Source organism: Pirellulales bacterium (assembly GCA_036499395.1).
Classification (GTDB): domain Bacteria; phylum Planctomycetota; class Planctomycetia; order Pirellulales; family JACPPG01; genus JACPPG01.
In genome coordinates, this window is sequence record DASYDW010000024.1 from 72,863 (window position 1) to 97,882 (window position 25,020).

At 61.6% G+C, this 25,020-nt stretch carries 13 protein-coding genes; 6 read left to right on the plus strand and 7 right to left on the minus strand.

All coding sequences use genetic code 11. The features are described 5' to 3' along the window. Window positions 1–15 precede the first annotated feature (15 nt). The gene (locus VGN12_05395) at window positions 16–4,692 is read right to left on the minus strand and encodes a hypothetical protein (GenBank protein ID HEY4308867.1); all 4,677 of its coding nucleotides are present in this window, start codon (window positions 4,690–4,692) and stop codon (window positions 16–18) included. Between the two features lie 694 nt (window positions 4,693–5,386). Here VGN12_05395 and VGN12_05400 point away from each other — a divergent pair. After that, complete coding sequence (locus VGN12_05400; GenBank protein ID HEY4308868.1) at window positions 5,387–6,274, plus strand: hypothetical protein; 888 nt, start codon at window positions 5,387–5,389, stop codon at window positions 6,272–6,274. A 70-nt stretch (window positions 6,275–6,344) separates the two neighbouring features. Here VGN12_05400 and VGN12_05405 read toward each other — a convergent pair whose 3' ends face one another. The 3 genes from VGN12_05405 to VGN12_05415 form a co-directional block, all read right to left on the minus strand. Continuing rightward, entirely contained in the window at window positions 6,345–8,510 is a 2,166-nt protein-coding gene (locus tag VGN12_05405) for an HlyD family efflux transporter periplasmic adaptor subunit (protein HEY4308869.1), read from the minus strand. Window positions 8,511–8,623: 113 nt separating this feature from the next. Then, complete coding sequence (locus VGN12_05410; protein HEY4308870.1) at window positions 8,624–9,520, minus strand: HlyD family efflux transporter periplasmic adaptor subunit; 897 nt, start codon at window positions 9,518–9,520, stop codon at window positions 8,624–8,626. Window positions 9,521–9,558: 38 nt separating this feature from the next. Then, window positions 9,559–11,580 (minus strand): HlyD family efflux transporter periplasmic adaptor subunit, encoded by a 2,022-nt coding sequence (locus VGN12_05415; GenBank protein HEY4308871.1) that lies wholly within the window; start codon window positions 11,578–11,580, stop codon window positions 9,559–9,561. Window positions 11,581–11,930: 350 nt separating this feature from the next. On the opposite strand from VGN12_05415, the gene VGN12_05420 reads away from it, so the two are divergent. From VGN12_05420 to VGN12_05430, 3 genes are all read left to right on the plus strand, one after another. Then, window positions 11,931–14,528 carry a TolC family protein gene (locus tag VGN12_05420; protein ID HEY4308872.1) on the plus strand — a complete coding sequence of 866 codons (2,598 nt, stop codon included), beginning with the start codon at window positions 11,931–11,933 and terminating at the stop codon, window positions 14,526–14,528. Window positions 14,529–14,820: 292 nt separating this feature from the next. Then, on the plus strand, window positions 14,821–15,675 hold the full coding sequence (locus tag VGN12_05425; GenBank protein ID HEY4308873.1) for an MqnA/MqnD/SBP family protein: 855 nt from the start codon (window positions 14,821–14,823) through the stop codon (window positions 15,673–15,675). 83 nt (window positions 15,676–15,758) lie between these two features. After that, the gene (locus VGN12_05430; protein HEY4308874.1) at window positions 15,759–16,013 is read left to right on the plus strand and encodes a hypothetical protein; all 255 of its coding nucleotides are present in this window, start codon (window positions 15,759–15,761) and stop codon (window positions 16,011–16,013) included. 118 nt (window positions 16,014–16,131) lie between these two features. On the opposite strand, the gene VGN12_05435 is transcribed toward VGN12_05430, so the two are convergent. Next, entirely contained in the window at window positions 16,132–16,710 is a 579-nt protein-coding gene (locus tag VGN12_05435; GenBank protein HEY4308875.1) for a thioredoxin family protein, read from the minus strand. Between the two features lie 371 nt (window positions 16,711–17,081). On the opposite strand from VGN12_05435, the gene VGN12_05440 reads away from it, so the two are divergent. Beyond that, the gene (locus VGN12_05440) at window positions 17,082–19,190 is read left to right on the plus strand and encodes a DUF4139 domain-containing protein (protein HEY4308876.1); all 2,109 of its coding nucleotides are present in this window, start codon (window positions 17,082–17,084) and stop codon (window positions 19,188–19,190) included. A 309-nt stretch (window positions 19,191–19,499) separates the two neighbouring features. Here the strand turns inward: VGN12_05440 and VGN12_05445 are convergent, their stop codons facing one another. Together VGN12_05445 and VGN12_05450 are read right to left on the minus strand one after the other, a co-directional pair. Further along, window positions 19,500–22,748: a multidrug efflux RND transporter permease subunit gene (locus VGN12_05445; GenBank protein HEY4308877.1), complete on the minus strand. Its 3,249-nt coding sequence runs from the start codon at window positions 22,746–22,748 to the stop codon at window positions 19,500–19,502. 37 nt (window positions 22,749–22,785) lie between these two features. After that, the gene (locus VGN12_05450; protein HEY4308878.1) at window positions 22,786–24,138 is read right to left on the minus strand and encodes an efflux RND transporter periplasmic adaptor subunit; all 1,353 of its coding nucleotides are present in this window, start codon (window positions 24,136–24,138) and stop codon (window positions 22,786–22,788) included. 190 nt (window positions 24,139–24,328) lie between these two features. On the opposite strand from VGN12_05450, the gene VGN12_05455 reads away from it, so the two are divergent. After that, entirely contained in the window at window positions 24,329–24,991 is a 663-nt protein-coding gene (locus tag VGN12_05455; protein HEY4308879.1) for a TetR/AcrR family transcriptional regulator, read from the plus strand. The last annotated feature ends 29 nt before the right edge of the window (window positions 24,992–25,020 follow it).

Consider the following 25,020-nt stretch of genomic DNA (forward strand, 5'->3'; position numbering starts at 1 on the left):
GTGCATTTCATGCAATCATTTCGGAGTCGTTGGCCGATTGAGCATCCGCTGCAATCGACGGCGTAACCGGGCCGGTTTCGCCAACGCGTCGGCCGGGGCCTCGGCCAGGCTCTCGTCGACGCGCTGTGCCCACCGATCACCGCTCCATAGCGAACTTGCCGCGACTGCGGCCACGGCCGGCGCGAACAACGCCCGATAGCGGGCCGTTGCCGCACGTTCGATCGTGACGCCCGTGGATGAACTTGCCGCGCCCGAGTCCGAGGGCGGTCCAACCGGCGCAGCTTCGGGAGCACCGAAGTCCGCAGGCACCGGTAACGCGTCCTCGTCGGCCGCGCTGGGCACTTCGGATTGTTCGACAGGGCGTGCTGCGACCGGCGCCCGGTCGGCGCCTTCGTTGGCGTCGACGAATTGATTTTCCTGTTCGTCGGCACGCTCCCAATGCGAGGTCGGCGGACGGTCCTGCGTCCCTTCGGAATCATCGGTCGGGTCAATCGGCTTGCCGTGCCGCACGACCACGTCCATGATCATGCGCTCGGTCCCTTGCTCGACGTAATACAACCGGTAATGGTCGTCCGGCAACTTCGCGAACAGGGCCGTGAGGTTATTCAGCACGTCGACCGGCAATAAAACGATGCCACGCTCAGCACCGGCGGCCGGATCGAACGATCGCAGCGCCACGACGGGCTTGGTCGTTCCCAGCCCTTCGCCTTGTGGGGCGTGGAGATCGAATTGAACCGTCGTGAACGTCAATACGATCGGCTGCGTCGCGGGCAGATCCACATGGTCGCCGCCGCCGTCGAAATGGGGAATCGTCGTCTGCTGCTGCAAGTAGAACAGCGCCAATTGTCCACCAACGGGGCCCAGGCCTGACACGGCCGATGTGTGGGCGCCGTTAGCAGCCAGGTTTGTATCGCTGGCCACGCTGACCGTGATCGTGATCGGCGCCGAAGGGTTAGCTGCGTCCGGCGGCGCGTCATAAAAGTGCTGGATCGAAAAACTTCCCTGAGGGACGTTCTGAATCACCTGGACCGTATCTTCCCAGTTGATGGTCAGCGTCAGCGGGCTGCCGCCAGGATGGCCGACGTTGCCCGTGATCGTCACGATGCCGCTCGACCCCAGGTCGTTGCCCAGGAAGTTGACCAGCGTCGGAGTCACGTCGTGTACAGTGATCGAGCTCAGCGCGCTGCCGACGCCCGTGTGTACGTCCATCACGCTGATCTGAACCGAGTTCACCTGGTTGGGGTTACCGGTTTTATTGTCGTCGAACACGTGCGTCAGCGTGAAATTGGTCGCGCCGGCCGGTAACGCGATCGCTTGCGGAGCACTTTGATCTCCCCAATTCACCGTCAGGACGAACGTGTCGGTCGGCCCGGGATCGAAAATCGTTCCGGTCAACGTTGCGACGTTGCTGACGTAATTGATAGTTAGATCATTCGGCGTGATCGAGAGGTTACTGACCGTCGGCGCGACGTCCGTCACGATCAGCGATGTATCGCCCGTCGTGGTCTTGCCGAATTGATCGGTGACCGACACGTGAATCGGCTGCACTTCTGTCAGGCTGGGATTCGAGTTGTCGTACAGATACGTATGCGTTGCCGAGAACTGACCGGCCGCGTTGACCTGGAAGGTTTCCGGCGCGCTGCCGTCTCCCCAGGTCACCGTGACTTCCATCGGGAAAGCGCCGGGACGCAGGCTCTCGACCGTGCCCGTCAATGTGGTTGTCGAACCCTGCAACACGTTCGGAGCCGACAAGTTCGTCAAGATTGGATAAGGGTTCAGGCTCGTCACCGCGATCGTGCCGGGTGCGGAGGACGCGGACTGATTGATCGCCGCATCCGTCGCTGTGGCCACCACGGTCAGGGTGAACGTCGTCGACACGGTGCTGTCGGGCATCGTCAACGTCAGCCCGGCCACCTCGGCCTCGGTCAACGTGTAGCTCGATTGGCCCGTGTGATCGTTCCCCAGGCCGTCGTGCAGAATCGCATCCGTGGGCACGTTCGAAACGTCGAACGTCAGCACCTCGGGCTTATTGCTGTCGGTCAATGCTCCGGAAATGCCGATCGAGATCGGCAACCCGTTAAAGCCCGACGTGGGCGTGGTCACGGTCAACGTCGGAGCATGCACGACCGGTGCCACGGTGATCGCCACCGTAGAAGTGTCGGTCAGTGGCCCGCCAGCGCCCGTCGCGCCCAGATCGTTCGACAACATGGTCAACGTATCGGGCCCGTAATAGGCAAACGTCGGTGTGTACGTCAGGCCGAGCGACAACTCGTTACTAATCTGCGCCGTCGTGCCAAGAATGATCAGCGTGTCGGTACCGCTCCCCGTGATGACGGTTCCGTCCGGCATCAAGATAGCGCCGCTGGGCTGCACGACACCGCCGGTGGTATCAACCGACAGCGTGCCATGGTCGACGGTGAATTGCGTGGTGATGGGATTCGTACCCGAGTCGACGTCCGACACTGAAATGCCGGCGATCGTGACCGGTATGTCTTCGTTCGTCGATTGCGGTCCCGGGACGACATTCACAGGCGGATCGTCGACGGCCAGGACCGTGATATTGACCGTGTCGATGTCCTTCTGTGGCCCGCCCGACCCGAATGCCCCCAGGTCGTTCGAGGTCATTTTCAATTGATCGCTGCCGTTGTAATTGGCGCCGGGCGTGTAGGTAAGTCCGTGCGACAGCAGCGTGCTGATTTGCGTCGTGCTACCGAGGATGGTCAACGTATTCGTCCCGTTGCCGGTCACCACGGTGCCATCGGGCAATTGAATCGCGCCGCTGGGCTGAGTGATTCCGCCGGTCGTATCCACGGTAAGCGTGCCGTGCGAAACGGTAAACTGCGTCGTGAGGGGGCTAGCGCCGGCATCGACGTCCGACACTGACAGGCCGTTGATGACGAGCGCCGTGTCTTCGTTGGTCGTTTGAGCACCCGGTACGGTGTTCACCGGCGGGTCGTTCACCGGCAGCACCGAGATGGCAACCGTATCGACGTCGGTGAGCGGACCTCCGATTCCCGTCGCGCCCAGGTCGTTGGTCGTAACCTTCAACAGATCGCTGCCGTTGTAATTTGCACTGGGCGTGTAGTCGAGTCCCAGCGACAACTCGTTATTGATCTGTGTCGTCGTACCGAGAATGGTCAACGTGTTGGTGCCGTTGCCGGTGATCACGGTGCCGTCGGGAAGCAGGATCGCGCCACTCGGCTGAACGACACCCCCGGCCGTGTCGACAGTCAACGTACCGTGCGCAACACTGAACTGTGTGGTGATGGGATTCGTGCCGGAATCGATATCCGAAACCGAGATGCCCGAGATCACAAGCGGGGTATCTTCGTTCGTCGTCTGCGGTCCAGGCACGGTGTTCACCGGCGGATCGTCGACGGCCACGACCGTAATCGCGACAGTATCGATATCCTGCTTCGGTCCGCCGGAGCCGAGCGCTCCCAGGTCATTCGTCGTAAACGTCAGCAGGTCGTTGCCGTTGTAGTTCGCATTGGGCGTGTACAGCAGACCGTGCGACAGCTCATTCGAGATTTGTGCCGTAGAACCCACGATCGTCAGCGTGTTCGTGCCATTGCCCGTAATGACGGTGCCGTCCGGTAGCAGGATCGCGCCGCTGGGCTGCGTCACTCCGCCGGTCGTGTCGACCGAAAGCGTGCCGTGCGCAACGGTCAACTGCGCCGAAATCGGAAATACTCCCGAATCGACATCCGAGACGGAAATCCCCGAGATCACAAGCGACGTATCTTCGTTTGTCGTCTGCGGCCCGGGCACGACATTGACCGGGGGATCATTCACCGGAAGGATCGTGATGGCCACGACATCCACGTCTTGCTGCGGCCCGCCCGAGCCCAGGGCGCCCAGGTCGTTGGACCTCATCGTCAGTTGGTCGCCACCGTTGTAATTCAGATTCGGCGTGTATTTCAGACCGGACGAAAGCTCGTTCGTGATCTGCGCGGTGCTGCCCAATATCGTCAGCGTATTGGTGCCGTTACCGGTAATGACCGTCCCGTCGGGCATCAAGATTGCGCCGCTTGGCTGCACCACACCGCCGGTGGTATCGACCGAAAGCGTACCGTGATTAACCGTGAACTGGGTCGTGATCGGCAACGAACCTGCGTCCGCATCCGAGACCGAGATGCCGCTGATCGACAGCGCTGTGTCTTCGTTGGTCGTTTGCGCACCCGGCACAACGTTCACCGGCGGTTGATTCGCGGTGAGCGTCAACGGCACCGCGACCTGTTCGGCAGCCGCAGCCGCCGGATTGCTCGCGACAGACGCGTTCACGTTGGGCGAGGCCCCGAGCTTGCCACTTTCCGTGGGATCGCCGGCCGTTCCGTTATCGCCGTGCCCGCCACCTCCGTGTCCTCCGCCGCCACCGCTGAGCTGGTGCATCTCGGTCGTCAGGTCGCCGTGCGCAGGGCCGCCGTACATCGTCACGGCGAGATTCCGCACATCGCTGCCGGCCTGATCGTGTCTGCCGGCGTCAGGCGAGGCATGCGCCTCGGCCGCGACGCCTTTCGTTGGCATGGCCGGAGCGACCGCCACGGGCGCGGCGTTCAACAGCCGTCGCTCTTCGAGCCGTGTCACGCCAAGCGTGGGGAAGAGCTCGTCCTCGTAGCGTTGCCAGGTGGGCTCGTTTCGATACTTGTCAGGAGAAACGCCTAAGCGTTCCAAGAGATCGCGCAACGTCATAGTGGTGCCACTTCTCGTCGCTCTAAAAGTCCGACCCGAATTGCCGCTGAGCGGGCTCGACGCATCGTCAAAGCCGCGCCTGACAGACACGTTCGCTAAGGCCCAACGGACATCGCTCGTGGGCCGAGGTCCTTTTTCCGAAGCCCCACTGCCTCAGAAGGCCTCTCGCCCGGCACCGCCATGCCGCAACGATGTTCCGTAGCGCTTATGTACGGTTGCCGCGCGGAAGTTGATTTCGCAGCCCTCGCGCCGTCTGGCCAGCCCTGCCCGTATGCCGCGCGGCATAGACCTCGATTATCAGGACGAATCGTCGAAGCTGTCAACGATTTTGTCGCCGTAACATGCTTGGCTGCCAGACTTTTTGCACGATCCGTGTTTTCAGTTGCACGGATAAATCGGAACGTATGAGCACACCTCCACCCGGGGGACGAAAGTCGTCATTGGCGCCACGTCCTTGGACAGCCTGTCGCAGCAACCCAATGCAGGCTAGAGGGTTTGCGAAAACTGCGCAGCTTCGGATCGCGAGAACCGGAATTCAGCCCAGCATGGGAGTTGGACGATAAAACCCCTACACCCTTCACGACTCGCACACGTTACCACCATGCCTCCAGACGCCTCAAAGCCTGTAGCCGAATCGCGGACACGCCTCGCAAGAGCGATGCGCGGCCCGGTCGTCGTGTTCCGGCGCTGGCCGATGGTGGTGGCAATTGCCGCCTCATGCGTGCTGGTCGTGTCGGCAGCGGTTGCCGCCGAGATGCCAGGGACCGTGCAATTTGCTCCTTCAACAGGAGCGCAATTCGCGCAGTCGCCGGGAGTGCAATTCGCGTCTTCCCGAGCGGCGCAGCCTGCTCCTTCGCCCGGAGTACAATTCGCTCCGTCGACGCGAATCGTGCCGGCCGGCTCGGTCTTGCGACTGTCGGCCGTCGAGCCCGTGGGGGCGCCTCTGCCTGCGGCACGATTCTCGCCCCCTGCACCGCAACTGCCGCCACAGGCCGTGCAACGAACCGCGGCACTGGTACGGCAGCCGGATGCGCCGCGCGCGCCCGTCGTGCAACCGGTGCCGCTACCCCCGCCGACCGAGGGCATCGCGCCAGGCACTCCTTTAGGACAGCAGGTCTCGCCGCCCAACTATGGCGATTACACGCTCCGCCCCATTGGATCGCTGACGATCAACATCGCGCCCAAGGAAGGACAGGTCCCGCGCGAAGTGAATCCGACCAAGACGTTGGAAAAAGAATTCGGCACCTCGGAGTTCCAACGCGCACCGCTCGACTATTCCTACATGTGGGAATCGCCGGCATTTTTCAATCGGCCGCTCTACTTCGAGCAGCCGAACCTGGAACGCTACGGGTACGATTGGGGCATTAGTCAGTTCTGGATCTCGGGGGCGCAGTTCTTCGTCAAGATCCCCTTGCTCCCCTACATGATGGTCGTGCATCCGCCGCGCGAGCACGTCTACTCGTTGGGCTATTATCGCCCCGGCAGTCGCGCACCGTATCAGATCAACTGGCCCGAAGTGCGACTTGACGCCATGCTGGTCGAGACGGCCTTTATCACGGGCCTGTGCTTCTTGATCCCGTAGCGCGCCGCTACGAGCGCCTCGCGTCACAATGATTGCGTAAGCGCGCACATTCGACCGGCCGACTTGCAGGCTAGATCGAAAAATGAAACGAGCCGCGCAGCCAGCGCCGCGCCCTCGCCATGATCGATTCGGCCGGACAATGGATGCGCACGCGACCCGGCGCGCCCAGTAGAATCGTCCGATCACCAGCGTCGAGCGAAATGCGAACCTGATACGAGGCCGTCAGCGGCCGCGTGACGCCCGATGCGTCGGTACGGCTGGGCAAATCCCCACTTTTCGCGAGCGGGCGGGGCGCCACGTCGACATCGACTTCCGCGATTTCCACAACCGTGCCTGGAACAACCAAACCGGCGGCCTCGTCGATCTTCACATCGACCCGCTCTCCGACCGCAATCCGATCGACGTCCGCTTGATCGACGATCGCCACGGCGACCGTACGACGCGGATCGCCGATCAGGCATAGCAGCGTGCCGGTTTCGAAATGCGCCCCCTGATTTTCCGGCCGTAGCGGTGTGCCTCGCCATGTCGGCAAAGCATCGCGCGAGACGGGCAAAGCACTCCAGTCGGGCTGCAATACCGTGCCCGCAATGGGAGTCTTCAGAATCAGCCGTGAGCGATCGCTTTCACGTGTGGCCAGACGCTCGTCCAGATCAGCAAGCGCTTCGCGCGCCGTGGGGATTTCGGCCGCGGCGGCGCGGTCCTGCCCTCGCCGCTTTTCGAGGCTTGCCAGCCGGGCTCGTTGCCGATTGCGCTGACCGGTCAGGCGCGTGATTTCCAAGTCCAAATCGGGACTCGCGAGCGTGGCCAGCGTGTCGCCGGCCTGCACTTCCTGCCCAGCGCGGACACTCGAAACCAGCGTACCAGGCTCGGAAACATAAACCCGCTGCGCATCCTCAGCCTCGATGACGACCGGCGCCGTGACGCGCACCGGCAGCGGCACTAGAGCCAGCGCAGCAAAGAATCCAACGATAATTGCCGACGCGGCAAATAATCGGCCGCGAGGCACTTTGGTACCAGTGGTCGGCGTTCGCGCGAAACGAATTCCGCGCCATAGCGGGCCGGCAATCATGCCCCCCAGCACGCTGACTGCCAGGAGTACAGCCAACGTCTCGAGGCGATACGGAACCATCGCACGGTAGCAAAACCACAACAACAGCGCCACCAGCACGAATCGATAAATGGCGGACGCGATCCCATAAGCGAGCAAAAATAAGCGTCGCTCGAAGTTCCAACTCGACCGAGCGCGCGGACGCTGCCCCAATACCACGCGAGAAGACAGGTTGCGCAAGGCCGTGGCTGATTCTTCGGCCAGGTTCGGAATCTCGACCAGGTCCGAGAGTACGTAGTAGCCGTCGTAGCGCAGCAGCGGATTGCCGTTAAACAACAACGTATTGATCGAACCAACGAACATCACGTTCATGCACAAGGCGCTGAACAGCCCCGGCTCGCTTCCCCACCACAGACAGGCGGCAACCGCGGCCAGCACAATCTCGACATAAATCCCTGCCGCGGCAACCGCCGCGCGGCGCCACTTGCTCGCGAACATCCACGAGTCCGAAACGTCGCAATACAGACAGGGAGCAAATACCAGCAACATCGGGCCGATTTCCGTGCATTCGCCGCCGAATCGCCGACAGGCTAGCGCGTGACCCAGCTCGTGCAAAACCTTGACCAGCGAAATCGCGACGACTGCCAGCACGGCGTTTCGCGGCGTCAGGAAGCCCTGCCATTCAGGAAGTCGTGCGGCAAAACGCGCGAAATGTGTTGCCACGAGCGTCGCGACAACGACCACCAGCGACAGACTCGCCACGACCGCCGCACGAGAAAACAACACGCTCGCCAGCGGACTGAGCAGATTTAGTAGCGGCGTCGGATTCAACCCGGGCAACCGAACCGCCAACAAATTCGCCAGGCCCAACAATCGTTTCCGGCGTCTGGCTTGTTGCGAACGGTCGAGAAGCTGCTCCCCTTGCCCTGCCGCATCGGACAGAACCAATCCGTCACGGTGCAACCGCGCGAGAAACGCTTGCAGTGCTTCGGGCGTCAGACGCCGCGGTGCGAAGCGACGTTCGAAGCGGGAAATAATCTCTGCCGGGGTTGCCTGCCCGTCGAGCATTTCGAGCACCGCTAGCTCTTCGTCGCGCAAACGAAAGTACGCAAGCGCCACAGGATCCTTTACGGCCCAACTCTTGCGCCCCGCGGCGATCTGCGGCACGACAACCAGATCCGACCGCATGCGCACACTGAGCGCACGTCCGGCCGAGGCTGCAGATTGTCGAGCGAGGGTTGCCATCGCGAGATAGACTTATCGCGTGAGGATGAATAGTTTCAGCGGCAAACTGGACGGCATCATTCGGCCACAGCCGGTTTCGGAGCGTCCATCGGCGGCGGGGCAATCGTGAGCTTGCCGTGAACGCCCGGGCGCAACTGACCGCCGCGATTTTCCACCTCGGCCCACACGCGTATCTGGCCGTTGACCGGATCGACCTCGGGGCTGACGAAAACGATTTTTCCGCTGTAATCAAGCGACTCACCTCGGCGCGGTTCGATCGCCAGCGTCACGTCACGGCCGACGAGCGAACCTCCCACGTGCTGCGCATCCAGAAATGCCTCGACGCGCAATCGATCGATGCGCACGATACGGAACATCGTTTCGCCTGGCTCGACCCATTCGCCGGGCCGCTGCTTGACCTCGACGACCATGCCATCGAGCGGCGATTTGACGCGCAACCGCTCGAGCGTCCAGGCCGCGTAGTCGACTTCGTTCTGCTTAAGCCGCTCAGTAAACGCGGCCACCTTCAGTTCTTGTTGCGCTTGCTCGACCTGCAATGCCGCGCGCTCGGCTTCCAGGCGCAGGCGATCGAGTTCCGTTGCCGAGACGCTCTTTTTGTACTTTTCCATCGACTCGCTGGCCCGTTTCAACTCCGCACGGGTTACCTCGGTCGATTTCTCGGCAAAACGCACATCGACGTCGTTCGTGGCTTCGCTGCGAGCTACGTCCAGCTCGATCTCGGCCTTCTTCTTCGTCAGTTGCGCTTGCGTATCGTCCAGGCGGGCGAGCGATTCGCCAACCGTGACCAGTTGCCCCTCGCGCACTTCGACGGCCGCCAGTACGCCCGCCTCGCGCGCCGGGACTTCGACTTGTTCAATCAGCGTGACCAGGGCCTGATCCAACTCGATCGATTCGTCGGCGGGCGCAGCCAGTGCGTTCACCGCCAGCAAGCTAAGCGTCAGAAGCCAATGCATGCCAAATCTCCCTCGCGCCGCGGCGTGAGAAGGACAAACTAGAAGAAGATCCGGGTACGCGCCGCATCCCACAGATCGTGCAACCAGACGAATCCAATCGATCGACGACCGCAATGAATGTTCGCTAATACACTCGCGCCGGGACGCAGCCGAGGCAGCGCGTCGCGGTCGACGTCGGCCGTGACTAATACCTGCGGCCCGGCATTCTCCAGCACGTCAGTATTCAAGGCGACGTCGCGCACCTGCGCATCGAATGTATGATCGGGGTCCATCGCCAGGCGGAACGAAACGTCCACCGGCACGAGCTTGTCATGGCGGGCTTCAAGTACATGTCCGATACGGTCGTCGTCCACACGTAATTCGAGTTCCCACGGTCCGTTCGAATCGCCGACGCTCAACAACATTTGCCCACGCTGGACGGGGCGAGACGCAAGCAATTGTTCGACGTCCCAGGTAAGAATCTGACCAGCGATCGGGCTGCGCACGATCAACTCGGCCTGCTGTTCGTCGAGCAACGTGACCTGCTCTTGCAGGCTCGCGAGCTGTTCCTTGATTTCTTCTTCCTCGGCAGTGCGCTGCTGATATTGTTCGCGCGCTTCCGAAGAGGCCGTCGCCCCGCTGAAGCGCATCGCCTGTAGTGCGGACAGGCGTTTCCGAGCGGTTTGTAGCTCGCCCAGCACCCGGGCTCGCTCGAGGTCGAGTTGCGGGCGCCGTAGCACCAGCAGCTCTTGCCCCTGGCTTACGGTGTCGCCATGAGCCACGCGAATCTCGGCAATGACGCCGTCGACCGTTGCGAAAACGTCGCGACGCTGCCGCGGCACGAGCTCACCGCGCGCCTCGACGTTGAAGTCGATTTCGACAAATACCAAGGCAGTCATCAATGAAGCTGCCGCTGCGAGGCCCAGAAGGGTCTTGGGCAACTGCCGGCCGCGTACCAGCCGTCGCGATTGCCCCACGGCCCGCCATAGGCGAACCAGCGGTACACCCTCGTATTCCAGGGCGTTGGCCAGGGCGACCGTCCCCTGTGCCGCGACGGCCTCGGTTTGCAATTTCGTGTGTTGAACGGCGCTGGGCGGGGTGAAATATTCGCACACTAGCGCCCCGATGGCTGGCTGCGCAGAATCTCGATTCGTCTCATCAACCGCTTCGCGCAGCGGCAGAACAACCAACTGCCGGGCGTGCGACTCGTCGAGATAACGCTCCAGGACTTGTTCGATCTGCGGCGGCAATTGCGCCGCATCTTCGGGATACCACAGCGGTTCGTCACCGGTAACGACGGCACCGATCAAAGCCTCGAGATGTCTCACGCTGGCCGCGCGGCGGTTCAGCGTGTCGACCCCCGAGACGCTTAGCAGCCGGGCTTTCCGCCCGCGCACGATTGCCACGCTGGCCCGATCGCAACCGATAATCGCGCGTCCTTCGTTGGCCAAGGTGTACGCCACGTGCCGCACGTCGAGCCGACCATGCACCGCGCGTGTGAATTGGTCGAACTGGCCACGTGTGCTGGCATGTTCGCGCAGTTCATGCAACTGACGAAAGCGATCGTAATCCGCCGCCACTTCGCAGACGGCCGACAGAAACCGCAAATGCCCTTCCGTGGCCGCGGGCGCACCTGCGGGGCGTGCCAGGATCTCGATCACGGCCACCGCCTGGTCATCTGAAACGACAGGTGACAACAGCAGACTGAGCGCCGTCGGATTGTCTGTGCTGGCATCGCCTGACGAACCACTGTGCGGCGGAAGCGCCAAAGCCAACTTCGTTTCGCCCACATGCGCGACCAACCGGGCATGGCGTCGCGCCGCGTCCGCACCGCCTTCCCACGGAGAGCGATCCGAATGGATCTGGCAATCGAGCGCGAAGGTCTCCTCGCCGCGACGTATCCAAACCGCTCCCCCTTCGGCCGCGAGAGCGCGAACGCTGCGATCGAGCAACTGACGCCAGAACTCGCGCGGAGCGAGCCGGGCATGCACCAGGGCGACGATCTCTTCGATCAAATCGTCCAGATGTTGCCAGGTCGACGTAGTGGTCGCAATTTCCTTCGGCAGCGGTTCTGCTGTCATTCTTCCCAGTATATCGCCGCACCCTCGAAGTCATGCTGCTAGCAGCCCGCCGGAACGGCCGACTGGTGGACTTCGCGCGGAACTTTCCGGTTATGTGGAAAAAAGAGTTTGGGAAAACTCTGCGGCCGCCGATCTATATGCCAACCGGCGGTGCCTTGCGCCCCATGCGCTCAGGTTGCGCCGGCCTGACGCGGATGCGTTGATATACGAGACCGCCGCCAATTTGGTTGCGGGCAGATCCTATCTCCAGGGCGACGAACGTCTTGCGAAACAGCGGGCACCAAGCAGCGAGCCATCAGCGGAGACGCCCTAGCACGGGTGCGCGCTCCGCTGCGCCGCCGCGCGGGGCCATGGCGCCCACCACCCCGCTGCTAGCATCCGCGAGCGTGCTTCTGCTGATTCTAGGGCCCGGATGCTCGTTGCGGACGCCGAAGCCCGTCAACGACCCTTCGCTCCAGCAGGCCGCGCACTACAAGAACGTGGCCCTGGAAATGGAGTATCCCAACGAGCCGGTCCCCGAGCGTAAGGACGACTTTAGCTCGTTCGCGCCGCATGTGATTCGTGACGGACCGCCGCAGTACTGGGACCTGAAGCTGGAAGAAGCGTTGAAGCTGGCGCTCGTGAATTCGCCGGTGTTACGCGACCTCGGCGGGCAAGTACTCGTGAATCCGCAAATCGTGCGGACGATTCAAAATCCGGCCATCACCGAAACCGATCCGAACACCGGTGTCGAAGCAGCGCTCTCGCAATTCGATGCTGATCTGTCAGCCACCGGCAATTGGCAAAACAATCATCGCGCGTTGAACAACTCGTTCTTCGGCGGTGGTACGCGTCTGTTTCAACAGGATTTGAATCAGTACCAGGTCCAGTTGTCGAAGACCGCCGCCACCGGCGGTACGTACTTCTTACGTCATAACACGATCTACGACGCGAATAACGCCCCGGCCAACTTATTCCCGCACTCGTGGGATACGAACATCGAGGCCGAAGTGCGGCAACCCCTCTTGCAGGGCGCTGGCGTCCTCTACAACCGCATCGCAGGACCCAACGGAACGATCGGTCAGGCCAACGGCGTGTTGATCGCGAGGGTCAATACGGACATCAGCCTGGCGGATTTCGAAGTCGGCGTTCGCAATCTCATCAGCAACGTCGAGAACGCTTACTGGGATTTGTACTTCGCCTATCGGGATCTGCACGCAAAGATCGTGGCGCGCGACAGCGCGCTGGAAACCTGGCGGCGGATTCACGCCCTGTACGTGACCGGCCGCCGCGGCGGCGAAGCGGACAAGGAAGCGCAAGCCCGCGACCAGTACTATTTCTTCCAGGCCGAAGTCGAGGATGCGTTGACCGGTCGGCTCTTCGACGGCACGCGCACCAACAACGGATCAAGCGGCGGCACGTTCCGCGCCAATCCCGGCGTATACGTCACCGAGCGCCGGCTGCGGCTGACGATGGGCCTGCCGCCCAATGATCCGCGTCTGATCCGCCCGGCCGAAGAGCCGCTGCAAGCGAGGGTCGCCTTCGATTGGGACCAGCTCACGCAAGAAGCGCTCAGCCGGCGCGCCGAACTCCGGCGGCAACGAGCCTTCGTCAAACGCCGCGAGCTAGAGCTCGTCGCCGCGCAAAACTTCTTGCTGCCACGTTTGGACGCCGAAGCCCTCTATCGTTGGCGCGGCTTCGGTCACAATTTGTTGAACTACGGTGACAATCCGGAATTTGACAACGCCTACCAGACGTTGTTCGGCGGTCAGTTCCAGGAATGGCAGATGGGGGCGCAATTCAACATGCCGCTCGGTTTCCGTCAAGGACACGCGGCGGTGCGGAATGCCCAACTTGTTTTGGCGCGTGAACGCGCGATTCTTCGCGAGATGGAACTGCAAGTCGTCCACGACCTGAGCAACTCGGTCGGCGACGTCGATCGGTCGTACATCGTGGCGCAGACGAATTACAATCGCCGCGTCGCCGCGGCGCAACAGATGGCGGCCGTCGAGGCGGCTTTCGAAGCCGACACTGCTTCGCTTTTGGACCTGGTCGAATCGCAGCGCCGGCTGGCCGACGCCGACAGCCGTTACGCACGTTCGATGGTCGAATACACGCTCTCGGTCAAGAATGTGATGTTCGAGAGCAACACGCTGCTCGAGAACAACGGCATCAATATGGCCGAAGGTCCCTGGCCGCACAAAGCGTATCACGACGCGGAGAAGCGTGATTCGTTGCGGTCGCGGCCCACACGCTTCAGCTACATTCTGCCGCAAGGGCCGCTCACCGATCGAGGCGTCTATCCGCAGCATCAATTTCCGCCGGCCGTGGTTACCGAAGGAAACGGTAACGTCCTGCCGACGCCCCCCATGGGCTCCGGACCGGCCGAAGTCGTACCGCCGCCGAGTGCCTCGCCGTCTGGGGAAGTATTGCCGCCCAACAGTTTGCCGTCGCCTGGTCCGGCAATGCCAGGTGTCAACGACTCGGACTTGCCGGGCCCAGGCCCGCAGCCCGGCAACGTTAACGGCGCCGGGCTGCCGAATCGTTCCCCCGTGTCGCTACCAGAAGGGGGCAACAGCCTGCGCATGCCAATGACCGATAGCGCAAGCACTTCGCCGCTTCGTGGCATGCCCGCGCCGATCGGCCCCGCTCCAGTCGGTGCGATGCCTATGCCGGGCGTCGCCGTGGCGCCTCCGACGGGGCCCGTCGGGATTAATGAGCCGCGTGCCATCGTTCAAGCGGGCGGTTCGGCCCCGCTAGGCAGTGCTGGCGGAGGCGTACAACGCACGGCCTTCATGGCGCCAGTCTCGAATCCCCCGGCGCAAACCGGCACGGTTGTCATAGCGGCCGGCCCAGGACCTGGTGCGCTTCCGGGGCGAGATATGGGGATTCCGCCAGGTGCGCCGGCCGGCCCCATTCAACTGCCGCCGGCTCCCCCCTTGCCGACCGGGGCCATCGGTACGCCGTAATTGGTGGCCGACTCTGCTGCTTCCACGGCTTCTGCCACCGTCGCGGCCGGCGCTCGTCGCTCCTCGCCCGTTATTCCCCGCGTACGATTGCGGTTTCTCTAATCGCAACGAGGCGCGCGTACGAGATGTCGCGCAAGCCGCTGTCACCGCGACTTCGCGCGCACCAGGCCGGCGGAAACCGCAATGAGCCGTGAATCGCGGCAAATTGACGAGCCTTCGCAGGACTCTTATCATTCAGGCCAATGACCAAACAAGTTGAAAGCAGTTCGCTGCGGAGAGAAAACTCGTGACGATGACCAAACATCTGATCCGCGTAGGGCATAGCCCCGACCCGGATGATGCGTTCATGTTCCATGCCCTGGCGAACGACAAGATCGACACGGGCGAGTACGAGTTCCGCCACGAGCTGGTCGATATCGAGACGCTGAATCGCCGCGCTTTCTCCGGCGAACTCGAACTGACTGCGGTCAGCCTGCACGGCTATGCCTATCTGACCGATATTTACGCTCTCTGCCCCTGCGGCGCCAGCATGGGGGATCGCTACGGACCTATGGTCGTGGCGAAAGAGAAACAGTCGCTTGACGCCTTGCGCGACAAGACCATCGCGGTGCCCGGCACGCTCACCACGGCCTATTTAGCGCTGCGGATGTGCCTGGCGCGCGATTTCAAGCATGTCGTCGTCCCCTTCGACCAGATTCTGGATGCCGTCGAGGCGGGCGAGTATCAGGGCAAGCCGATCGACGCCGGGCTAATCATTCACGAAGGGCAGCTCACCTACGGCGAGCGAAAGCTCCAATTGCTAGTCGATCTAGGACAGTGGTGGCACGACGAAACCGAGCTGCCATTGCCGCTGGGAGCGAATGCGATTCGCAAGGACCTCGGCCCCGACGTGATGCGTGACGTGAACCGGCTGCTGAAAGAGAGCATTCGCTACGGCCTGGAACATCGGCAGGAAGCGCTCGATTACGCGCTGCAATACGGTCGTGACCTCGATCGAAGCAAGGCCGACACGTTCGTGGGCATGTACGTCAACGATTGGACGCTCGATTTCGGACCGCGCGGCCGGAAGGCGGTGCGGGAACTGCTCGCCCGCGGGCATGCCGCCGGAGTGATCCCGAAGAAGATCGAACCTGAATTCATCGATTAACGATCGCCCAGGGCGAATTCCCCAGGCCACGCTGGATGTGATCGGAATGAACTCTTTGGGGCAAGCGGTTCGCGACGTGATGCATGTCTGACGAAAAGCCACGGGCTTGGCACTCGCTGCTCGCCGCCACGCTGACGATCGGCCTGATCGTCGTATCTTTGGTCGCGCTCTATGTCTTGTCGCTCGGCACCATCGGCCTCGCCGTGGCCGTCGGGGGCGGACTCTTCATGATCGTGGGCGTCCACTACCTGGTCTGGGGCTGGTGGCTCGGCCCAGCAATTCAGCGCGAAGTCGCGGCCGAAGAAGAAAACGACGACGCCGAAAAACGTCGCAGCTAATCGCCAGAATCGGCGTGCCTATAACCCCTATCCCTCCGGGAGAGGGCAGGGTGAGGGGCGCCACGCCAAGTCGTCGACGCAAAGCACGGCGCCCGAACGGCGCAGTTCGGCCAGCGCTCTACTTGAAATAGTCCGGCGCATTGTTCGCCGACCATTTGATGTTGCACCCGATGCTGGGCTTTTGATCGTCGGCCGCCGCCTTACCAGCGAGCACCGCATCGAGCGCGGCGCGCAGATCGTTACCCGTCACTGGAATGCCGCTGTCGGGCCGGCTGGCATCCATCTGGCCACGATAAGCGAGCTTCTGATCGCGATCAAAGACGTAAAAATCAGGCGTGCAGGCCGCGCGATACGCCTTGGCCACGGACTGTGACTCGTCGAAAAGATACGGGAAGGTGTAGCCGCGCAGCTTCGCTTCGTCTGCCATCTTGGCGGGTGCATCGTCGGGGTGGTTCTGGATGTCGTTCGAGCTGATGCCCACAACCGCCGCTCCCTTAGCCTGGTAATCCTTCGCCAGTTGGGCGAGCCCTGCCGCCACGTGCTTCACGTAAGGGCAATGATTGCACATGAACACCACCAACAGGGCCGGCTTGCCGGCGAAATCTGCGAGCGACACCTTCTTGCCGCTCGGATCCGGCAGCGAAAAATCGGGAGCCTTGGTGCCCAGGGGAAGCATCGTACTGGGAGTGAGAACCATTGCGCGACCTCTCTTCTGCGGGGTGCGTAGCAAGTAAAATTTCGGCGACTCTGCCGGGCCAATCGTACCAAACCGGCCTGTCCGTGCCAGGGTGCCGAAACATCCCGTTCAAACACAGCAATATTCACCGGGAACTTTACCGCGACGGCGCGCATCAAAAGGCTAGACTTGAGGGCAACCGGACCGCGAGCGTTTTACCCTAGCAACATCGCATCGCCGGTTCCGGCGTGAAGCGTGGGCAGCATCGCTGGCAAGTCGTCGCACGCGAGAAGTCAAAATCGCGTGAGCTTTTCACAAGCAGGCTCTCCGCACCGCGCGGAGAGCGATGATTCGCACATCGAGAGAATTCTTCCTTCCAAAGGAATCTACAGATGATCGTACGTAGCGTGTTTTGTCGTGCCTTGCGAGCGGGCCTTTTCTTGACCAGCCTCTCGATCGCGCAGTGGGCATTCGACGCTCGGGCCGAAGAGCCCGAGGCCGCCGCTCTGCCCGTCAAGCGAGTTGTCCTCTACAACGCAGGCGTCGGCTTCTTCGAACGCCGCGCCGACATCGAGGGCAACGCCAAGGTCGACCTGAAGTTTAACTCTACCGAAATCAACGACCTGTTGAAGAGCATGGTCTTACAAGACCTGGGGGGCGGCAAGATTTCGACGGTTACCTACGCCTCGATCGACCCGATCACCAAGACGCTCAAGACCTTCGCCATCGACCTGACCAACAACCCGACGATGGCCAACCTGCTAGACCAGGTGCGCGGCGAGAAAGTTGAAATCGAAGCGCCCAATCGCGTGACGGGCACCATCCTGGGTGTCGAAACGCGCGAGCAGCAAGTCGGTGATAAGGACCGTGTCGTTAAGACCGAGTTCTTGAACCTGCTCACCGAAACGGGCCTGCGCAGCTTCCCGATGGCGTCGATCAGCCGCATCAAGCTCACCGACGCAAAGCTCGACACCGAGCTGCGCCAGGCGCTAAACGTGCTCGCCTTGGGACACGCTACTGACAAGAAAACCGTTTCGGTCAATTTCGAAGGCGAAGGCAAGCGGCCCGTTCGCGTCGGCTATATCCAGCAATCCCCCATCTGGCGCACAACATATCGCCTTGTGCTGTCCGATAAAAAGCCGCCCTTCTTGCAAGGCTGGGCCTTGGTCGAGAACACTTCGGAAGAAGACTGGCAGGACGTCAATCTGACGCTCGTCAGCGGCCGGCCGATTTCCTTTGTGATGAATCTGTATCAACCGCTGTACGTCAACCGGCCCGTGGTTGAAAGCGAACTTTTCGGCTCGTTGCGGCCGCAGGTTTATGGTCAGAATATGGACGCGAACGCGAGCGACTTCGCAATGGCACCGATGTTCCGCAATGGTCCGAGGGCAGACAAACAATTGGCGAGTCAAGGGAGGGCCGGAGGTCTCGTTATCAGCGCCCCAGCGCCCGCTGCACAGGCCGAGGTCGAGTCCGAGGTTGTTCAGCTTAACAATCAGCTAAATCTCTCACGTGGCATTGCCACGGCCGCCGCGGGAGCAGACGTTGGCGAGTTGTTTCAGTACAGAATTGAATCGCCCGTCAGCCTGTCGCGTCAGCAATCAGCCATGTTGCCGATCGTCAACGGCGCCGTGCAGGGCGAAAAGCTATCGATCTACAACGCCAACGTGCAGCCGAAGCATCCACTCAATGGCCTGCGGTTGAAGAACACGACCGAACTGCACCTGATGCAGGGACCCGTCACGGTGTTCGACGACGGCACCTATGCCGGCGATGCACGGATCGAGGATCTGCCTCCCGGCAGCGAGCGATTAATCAGCTACGCGCTAGACCTGGATATCGAGGTCGTGCCCGAGGCGAAATCTTCCCCCGAGCAGTTGACGAGCGTAAAAATCGCCAAGGGAACGCTTACCTCGACGCGCAAGTACGAGCGCACCCAGACCTACACCGTGAAGAACTCGGGCAAGCACGGCAAGTCGGTGCTCATCGAATATCCTTTCGATGCGAACTGGAAACTGATCGAGCCCAAGGAACCCACCGAGAAGACGCGTGACATGTACCGCTTCGCTGTCACTGCCGAGCCCGGCAAGCCGGCGACGCTGAAAATCGTCGAAGAACAAACAGTATCCCAACAAATGGTGCTCGGGAACCTTCCAGATGACATGATCGTGTACTATCAGCACTCGACAGCCGTGTCCGACGGGGTAAAGAAGGCACTGGCCGAGGTCGTCAAGCGCAAGCAAGAGCTGCAATTGCTGGTCACTCAGCGGCAAGAGCAAGAGCAAATAATCGCGGTTATCACGCAAGAGCAAACTAGGATCCGCGAGAACATGTCACGGCTGGACCGCAACAACGATCTATACGCCCGCTACGTAAAGAAATTCAGCGAGCAGGAAGACCAGGTCGAAAAAGCTCACGCCCAGATCGACCAACTGAACAAGCAAATCAACGAGCGACAAAAAGCGCTCGACGACTACCTGCTGAGCCTGGATTTGAGCTAACGCTGCGTGTGGATCGAAGCTAACACCAATATCCAGCAGAGCTGCCAGCGCAACACCCTGTCCCCTGCGGGCAGCATTATTCCGTTGCTAGCAGGTTGCAGAGTTGAACGTTCGCGTTCCAACTGACTCTTTGAAACCCCTTTCAAGGAGACCAGATATGGAACGTGAACGCTGAGAGGCAGATTGTCGAAGTTGGCTTGTTGGGGCCAGTGGGGGTATCGTGTCCTGTACTCGTCGGCGGTGATTGTCGCGGTTTATTTTTGGGCTGTGTTGCATGACCGGCCGCGGTGTCAGGCTTGCCTGATTCAATTATGCTGTCGCTGGTTCTTCGTGGTGGATATGTGGCCCCGTTAGCACGGCGCGCTGCGGCACTGAGGTCGTCGTCTTGGTCTGCTTCTTGCTCGTGCGCCATTCGCTCATGCGTTGCATGACGACGTAGAACACCGGCACGAAGAAGACGGCCAGCACCGTGGCGGCGATCATTCCCCCAAACACCGCGGTGCCGAGAGATTGCCGGGCTGCAGCGCCGGCGCCCGTTGCGCCCACCAGCGGGAAGATGCCGAAGATAAAGGCGAACGACGTCATCAGAATGGGCCGGAACCGCAGGCGCGACGCCTCGACCGCGGCCTCTAATATGGTGTGACCCTTCTGTCGCAACTCGCGCGCAAATTCGACGATCAAAATGGCGTTCTTGCTCGCCAAAGCGATGATCAGCACGATGCCGACTTGCGTGTAAATGTTGTTGTCCATGCCGCGCACCGCCACGGCCGCCACGGTGCCGAGCAGAGCCAGGGGTACGACCAGAATCACGGCGGCCGGCAACACCCAACTTTCATACTGCGCGGCCAGCACCAGGTAGACCATCAGCACGGCCAGGGCGAAGACGATGATCGCCTGCGAGCCAACCCGCTTTTCCTGATACGACATCCCGCTCCATTCGTAACCCATTGACGAGGGGAGCTTGCCACCTGCCATCTGCTCGAGCAAATCGAGCGCTTGCCCCGAGCTGTAACCAGGGGCCGCGCTGCCGGTGATTGCGGCCGAGGGATAAAGGTTGAAGCGCGGTATGACTTGCGGTCCCAGACGACGTTCGATTTTGCAGAGCGTGCTCAGCGGGATCATTTTCCCTTGCAGATCGCGCACTTCCAGCCGTCCAATATCCTCGGGATCGAGCCGGAACTTTTGATCGGCCTGAACGCGCACCTGGTAAGTGCGGCCGAACTTGTTGAAGTCGTTGACATAGGCCGAGCCGAGCGCGGTTTGCAGCGTCGAAAAGACAGCTTCGAGCGAGACGCCCAGGCTCTTGGCCTTCTCCCGGTCGATATCGACAAACAAACTGGGGACGCCGGCGCGGAAGGTGCTGCGCAGGCCGGAGAGGCCTGATTGCGAATTGCCCGCCGTGATCATGTCCTGCAGCGTTTGTTCTAATTCGACGAGCCCTACACCGCCGCGATCTTGCAATTGCATCTCGAAACCGCCGGCCACGCCCAGGCCCATGATGGCTGGCGGCGGAAAGGCGAAGATCATCGCTTCGCGCACTTGTTGGAACTGGCCCATCAGGCTGCCGATGATGGCTTCCTGCGTCAGCGAAGGATTGCCAATGCGATCTTCCCAGGGGTTGAACGTCACGTACATCGCCGCGGCGTTCGAGGCGATGGCCTGATCCAGAACCGATTGCCCACCGAGCAGGAACCAGCCGCGCACGCCGGGCGTGTTGCGCAGAATGTCATTCACCTGCGCGATCACGGCGCGGGTGCGTGTCTGCGAAGCGGCGTCCGGCAATTTCAGGGCGACGATGGCGAAGCCCTGGTCTTCGGTCGGCAGAAACCCGGTGGGAATGCGGACGAACCACCAGCCGGTGAATGCGCTGAGCCCGACGAAAAGCAACATTACCAGCGCCGTTTGTCGCACCATGCGCCGGATGATGGCCGTGTAGACACCTTCGCATGCGTCGTACACCCGATTGAACGCGCGATAGAAAATGTTCTTGCGAGCTTTGGTTGGCCGCAGGTAGACCGCGCACTGTGCCGGCTTGAGCGTGACGGCGTTGATGGCACTGATTAGCGCAGTAGCCGCGATCGTTAACGCGAACTGCCGATAAAGCTGCCCAGTGATGCCGGCCAGGAATGCGGTCGGCAGAAACACGGCCAGTAGCACCAGCGTAATGCCGATCACCGGGCCCAGCACTTCGCTCATGGCTTTGATCGTGGCCTCTTTCGGCGGCAGCTTGCCGTGATCGATATGGTGCGCGGCGTTTTCGACGATCACGATGGCATCGTCGACGACGATGCCGATGGCCAGCACCAGGCCGAAGAGCGTCAACATATTCACGGAAAAGCCGAGCGCGGCCATGGCGGCGAACGCCCCGATGATCGTCACCGGGACGGTGGTGGCCGGGATTAACACGGCGCGCCAGTCTTGCAAGAAGACCAGAATCACGATCAGCACCAGCACACCGGCCTCGATCAGCGTCTTATAGACCTCGTGGATCGATTCCTCGACGAACACGGTCGTGTCGAACGGAACGATGTGCTTCATGCCGGCCGGAAACGATGGAGCCATAGCATCCATCGCGTGGCGCGTCGCCTCGGCCACTTCCAGGGCGTTAGCGCCGGGCAGTTGAAACACGGCTAGTGTCGCAGCGGGGCGCCCGCTGATCTCGCACCACTGGTCATAGACCTGCGAGCCCAACTCGACGCGGGCGACGTCCTTCAGCCGGGTCAATCGTGCCGAGCCGCGACGCTGCGCGGTGGAACTACCGCCGCCGTCGTTCTGCTGCATGCCGCTATCGTCGGCCTTGATGATGATGTTGCCGAACTGGTCGGGATCGGCCAGCCGGCCGCGCGTCGTGACGTTTAATTGAAAGGCGTGCGAATCGGGGGAGGGGTAAGCACCGACCTGGCCGGCCGCGACCTGGGTGTTTTGTTCGCGGATTGCGGCCAGCACATCCTGCGTGGTCAGGTTGCGCGCCTTCAGTTGCTCGGGATCGATCCAGATTCGCATCCCGTAACTGCCGGCCCCGATGATGTTGACGTCTCCCACGCCGGGCACGCGGCTCAACTGATCTTTGACCCGCAACGTGGCATAGTTGGCCAGGTACAGATCCGTAAAACGGTTGTCGTCCGAATAGAGCGAGACGGCGAGCACGATGTTCGTCGATTGTTTCTTCGCCGTGACGCCTTGGCGTTGCACTTCCTCAGGCAAGCGCGGCATGGCAACGGCCAAGCGGTTCTGCACCAGCACCTGAGCTTTGTCCAAGTCGGTGCCCACTTCGAACGTCACGGTCAGCTTATAAGTACCGTCGCTCGAGCAAGTCGACGACATGTAGAGCATGTTCTCTACGCCGTTGACTTCCTGCTCGATCGGCGCGGCAACCGTATCGGCCAGCGTCTGCGCCTCGGCGCCCGGATATAGCGCCGTAACCATCACGGTCGGCGGCGTAATTTCCGGATAGCGTTCGATCGGAAGATTGAACAACGCGACAAAGCCCACCAGCATCGTCACGATGGCGATGACGTTGGCAAAGATCGGCCGCTCGATGAAGAATCGCGAAAACATGCGGTTTGAAAGTTCGCTGGGGGTTTACGCGGCGAGATTACTTGTCGCGGTGCGGTGCGTCGGACGAGAGCTTGCTGGCGACCTTGTCGGCGGGATCAGTGGAAGAATGCGCCGCATTGACGGCGGCCACGGCCTGCTTGGGCACCACCTTCATGTCGGACCGGGCCCGCAGCAGTCCTTCGACCACGACCCGATCGTGCGGCGCGATCGAGCCTTCGACGACGCGTAGTTCCCCCAGCCGGTCCGAGGTTTTCACAGCCCTGTACTGAACGATGTCGTCGTCGCCGACGACCAACAGGTACTGGCCCGATTGATCGGTCCCTAAGGCGCGCTCAGGCACGAGTAGTGCGCCCGGATTCTGTCCAATCGCCAGACGCAGTCGGGCGAACGTGCCTGGCAGAATCGTCCCCTGCTCGTTGGCGAAGCGAGCCCGCAGGCGGATTGTGCCGGTGCCGGAATCGATCGCGGGGTCGTGATAGTCGATCTCGCCTTGGTGGGGATAATTCTGGTCGCCGTTGAATCCCATCTCGACCGTTGCCGCCGCCGAGTTCGGCGCGCCGGCACTCTGCTGGAATTGCAGGAAGTCGCTTTCGCTGAGCGTCATGTAGACGTGGATTGGATCGACCTGCACGATCGTTGCCAACAGCGATGCCTGCCCGTCGCCTACCAGGTTGCCCAAGTCATAACGTGTCTCAGTGATCCGTCCGCTGAGGGGCGCGGTCATGCGGCAGTAGGCCAACTCAATCTCGGCATTGCGCATCGTGGTGCGCGAGGCGGCCACGGTGGCTTGCGCCCCGAGAATGTTCGTCTCGAAATCAGCCTCGGCCTGATCCAGGCTGGCCAGCGAGGACTCGACCTGCGCGGCCGCCTGCTTGCGGGCTGACTCGGCACGTTCGAATTCGTCCTGCGTGACGGTCCGTCCGGAGATCAATTTGCGCAAGCGCGTCTCGCTGCTCTCGGCCTGCGACAGCCCGGCCTGATCGAGCGCCAGTTTCGCCTTGGCCAACTCGCGAGCCCGGGATTGCTCGGCCTTGCGGAGCGAGGTTTCCGCTTCGGCGAGCCGCGCTTTGGCTTGATCGAGTTGCAATTGAAAAGGCTCTTCGTCGATGACCAAGAGCAACTGCCCCTTTTTGACGAACGAGCCTTCTTCGAAGTGGCGCTCTTTCAGAAAGCCGCGGACGCGCGCCCGAATTTCTACCGTTTCGGTCGGTTGGGCGGTGCCGGTGAACTCGAGATAACGCGTGACGTCCTGTTGCAGCGGCGTCGCGACGGTCACCTCGGGGGGCGGCGGCTCGAAGTATTGATTCTTGGGACCGCAGCCCGGCGTGAGCAGTAACGCGGCCCAGTAGGCGAGCAGCCGCAGGGGATAACGTATCGGGCCGTGGGACATGACGTCGCTTCCCCATCGGGGTCGAAGTTATTTAACGAGTGGTAAGCATTTTAGGCCGGTCACATTGGGGCGGACAAGGCGGATTTCTCGTAAATAGTTGGTTTTCAATTGACGTAACAGGGCCAGAACTCCTAAGATTCTGTTTACCAGTCGTTAATTACAGGGGGACCATTCCCCCCAAAGGCGGACCATGACCATCGACGACACACATCGCGTGCGCGATCCCGCGGCGACGCGCGCCGCCGTGCTGGCGGCTGCCGAACGGCTATTTGCTGAGCACGGTTTTGCCAACACGTCGCTGCGCGATCTCTCCTGCGCCTCGGGCGTGTCGCACCCGTTGATTCACCACCATTTCGGCAGCAAGGAAGGACTCTACCAGGCCGTCAAACGCCGGCTGGTCGAGAACTATGCGCAGCGATTTCCGCGCGCGGCGCGGGCGGTGAATCGTCCGCTGAACATTCGCTCGGAATTGCGGCGGCTGATGGACTACATCGGCGGCAACCCGCTGCTGCTGAGGCTGTGCGCATGGACCCGGCTGGAAGGGGACCGGCAAGTCTGGCCGGGCGAGCCGGATATCTTCGACACAATCCGGCGGCGCATCGAGGTTTCGCAGCGGCGCAAATTGATTCGCGCGGATCTCGATCCGAATTACCTGACGATCATGCTCGTCGGCATGGTGTTCTTCTGGCTCGACAACCAGGAACATTTCAGCCACCGCTTCGGCGCGAAGATTAACGACAAGGACTATCTGCGGCAAGCCGTCGAGATTCTGGAACGCGGCATCAACACACCGGGCGAAGATGCCCAGACCTCGCCCGACGCCGAGGCGCCGGACGAGGATGACGATGAATAACTGGCCAATTCTTGGCAGCCGATAGGTTT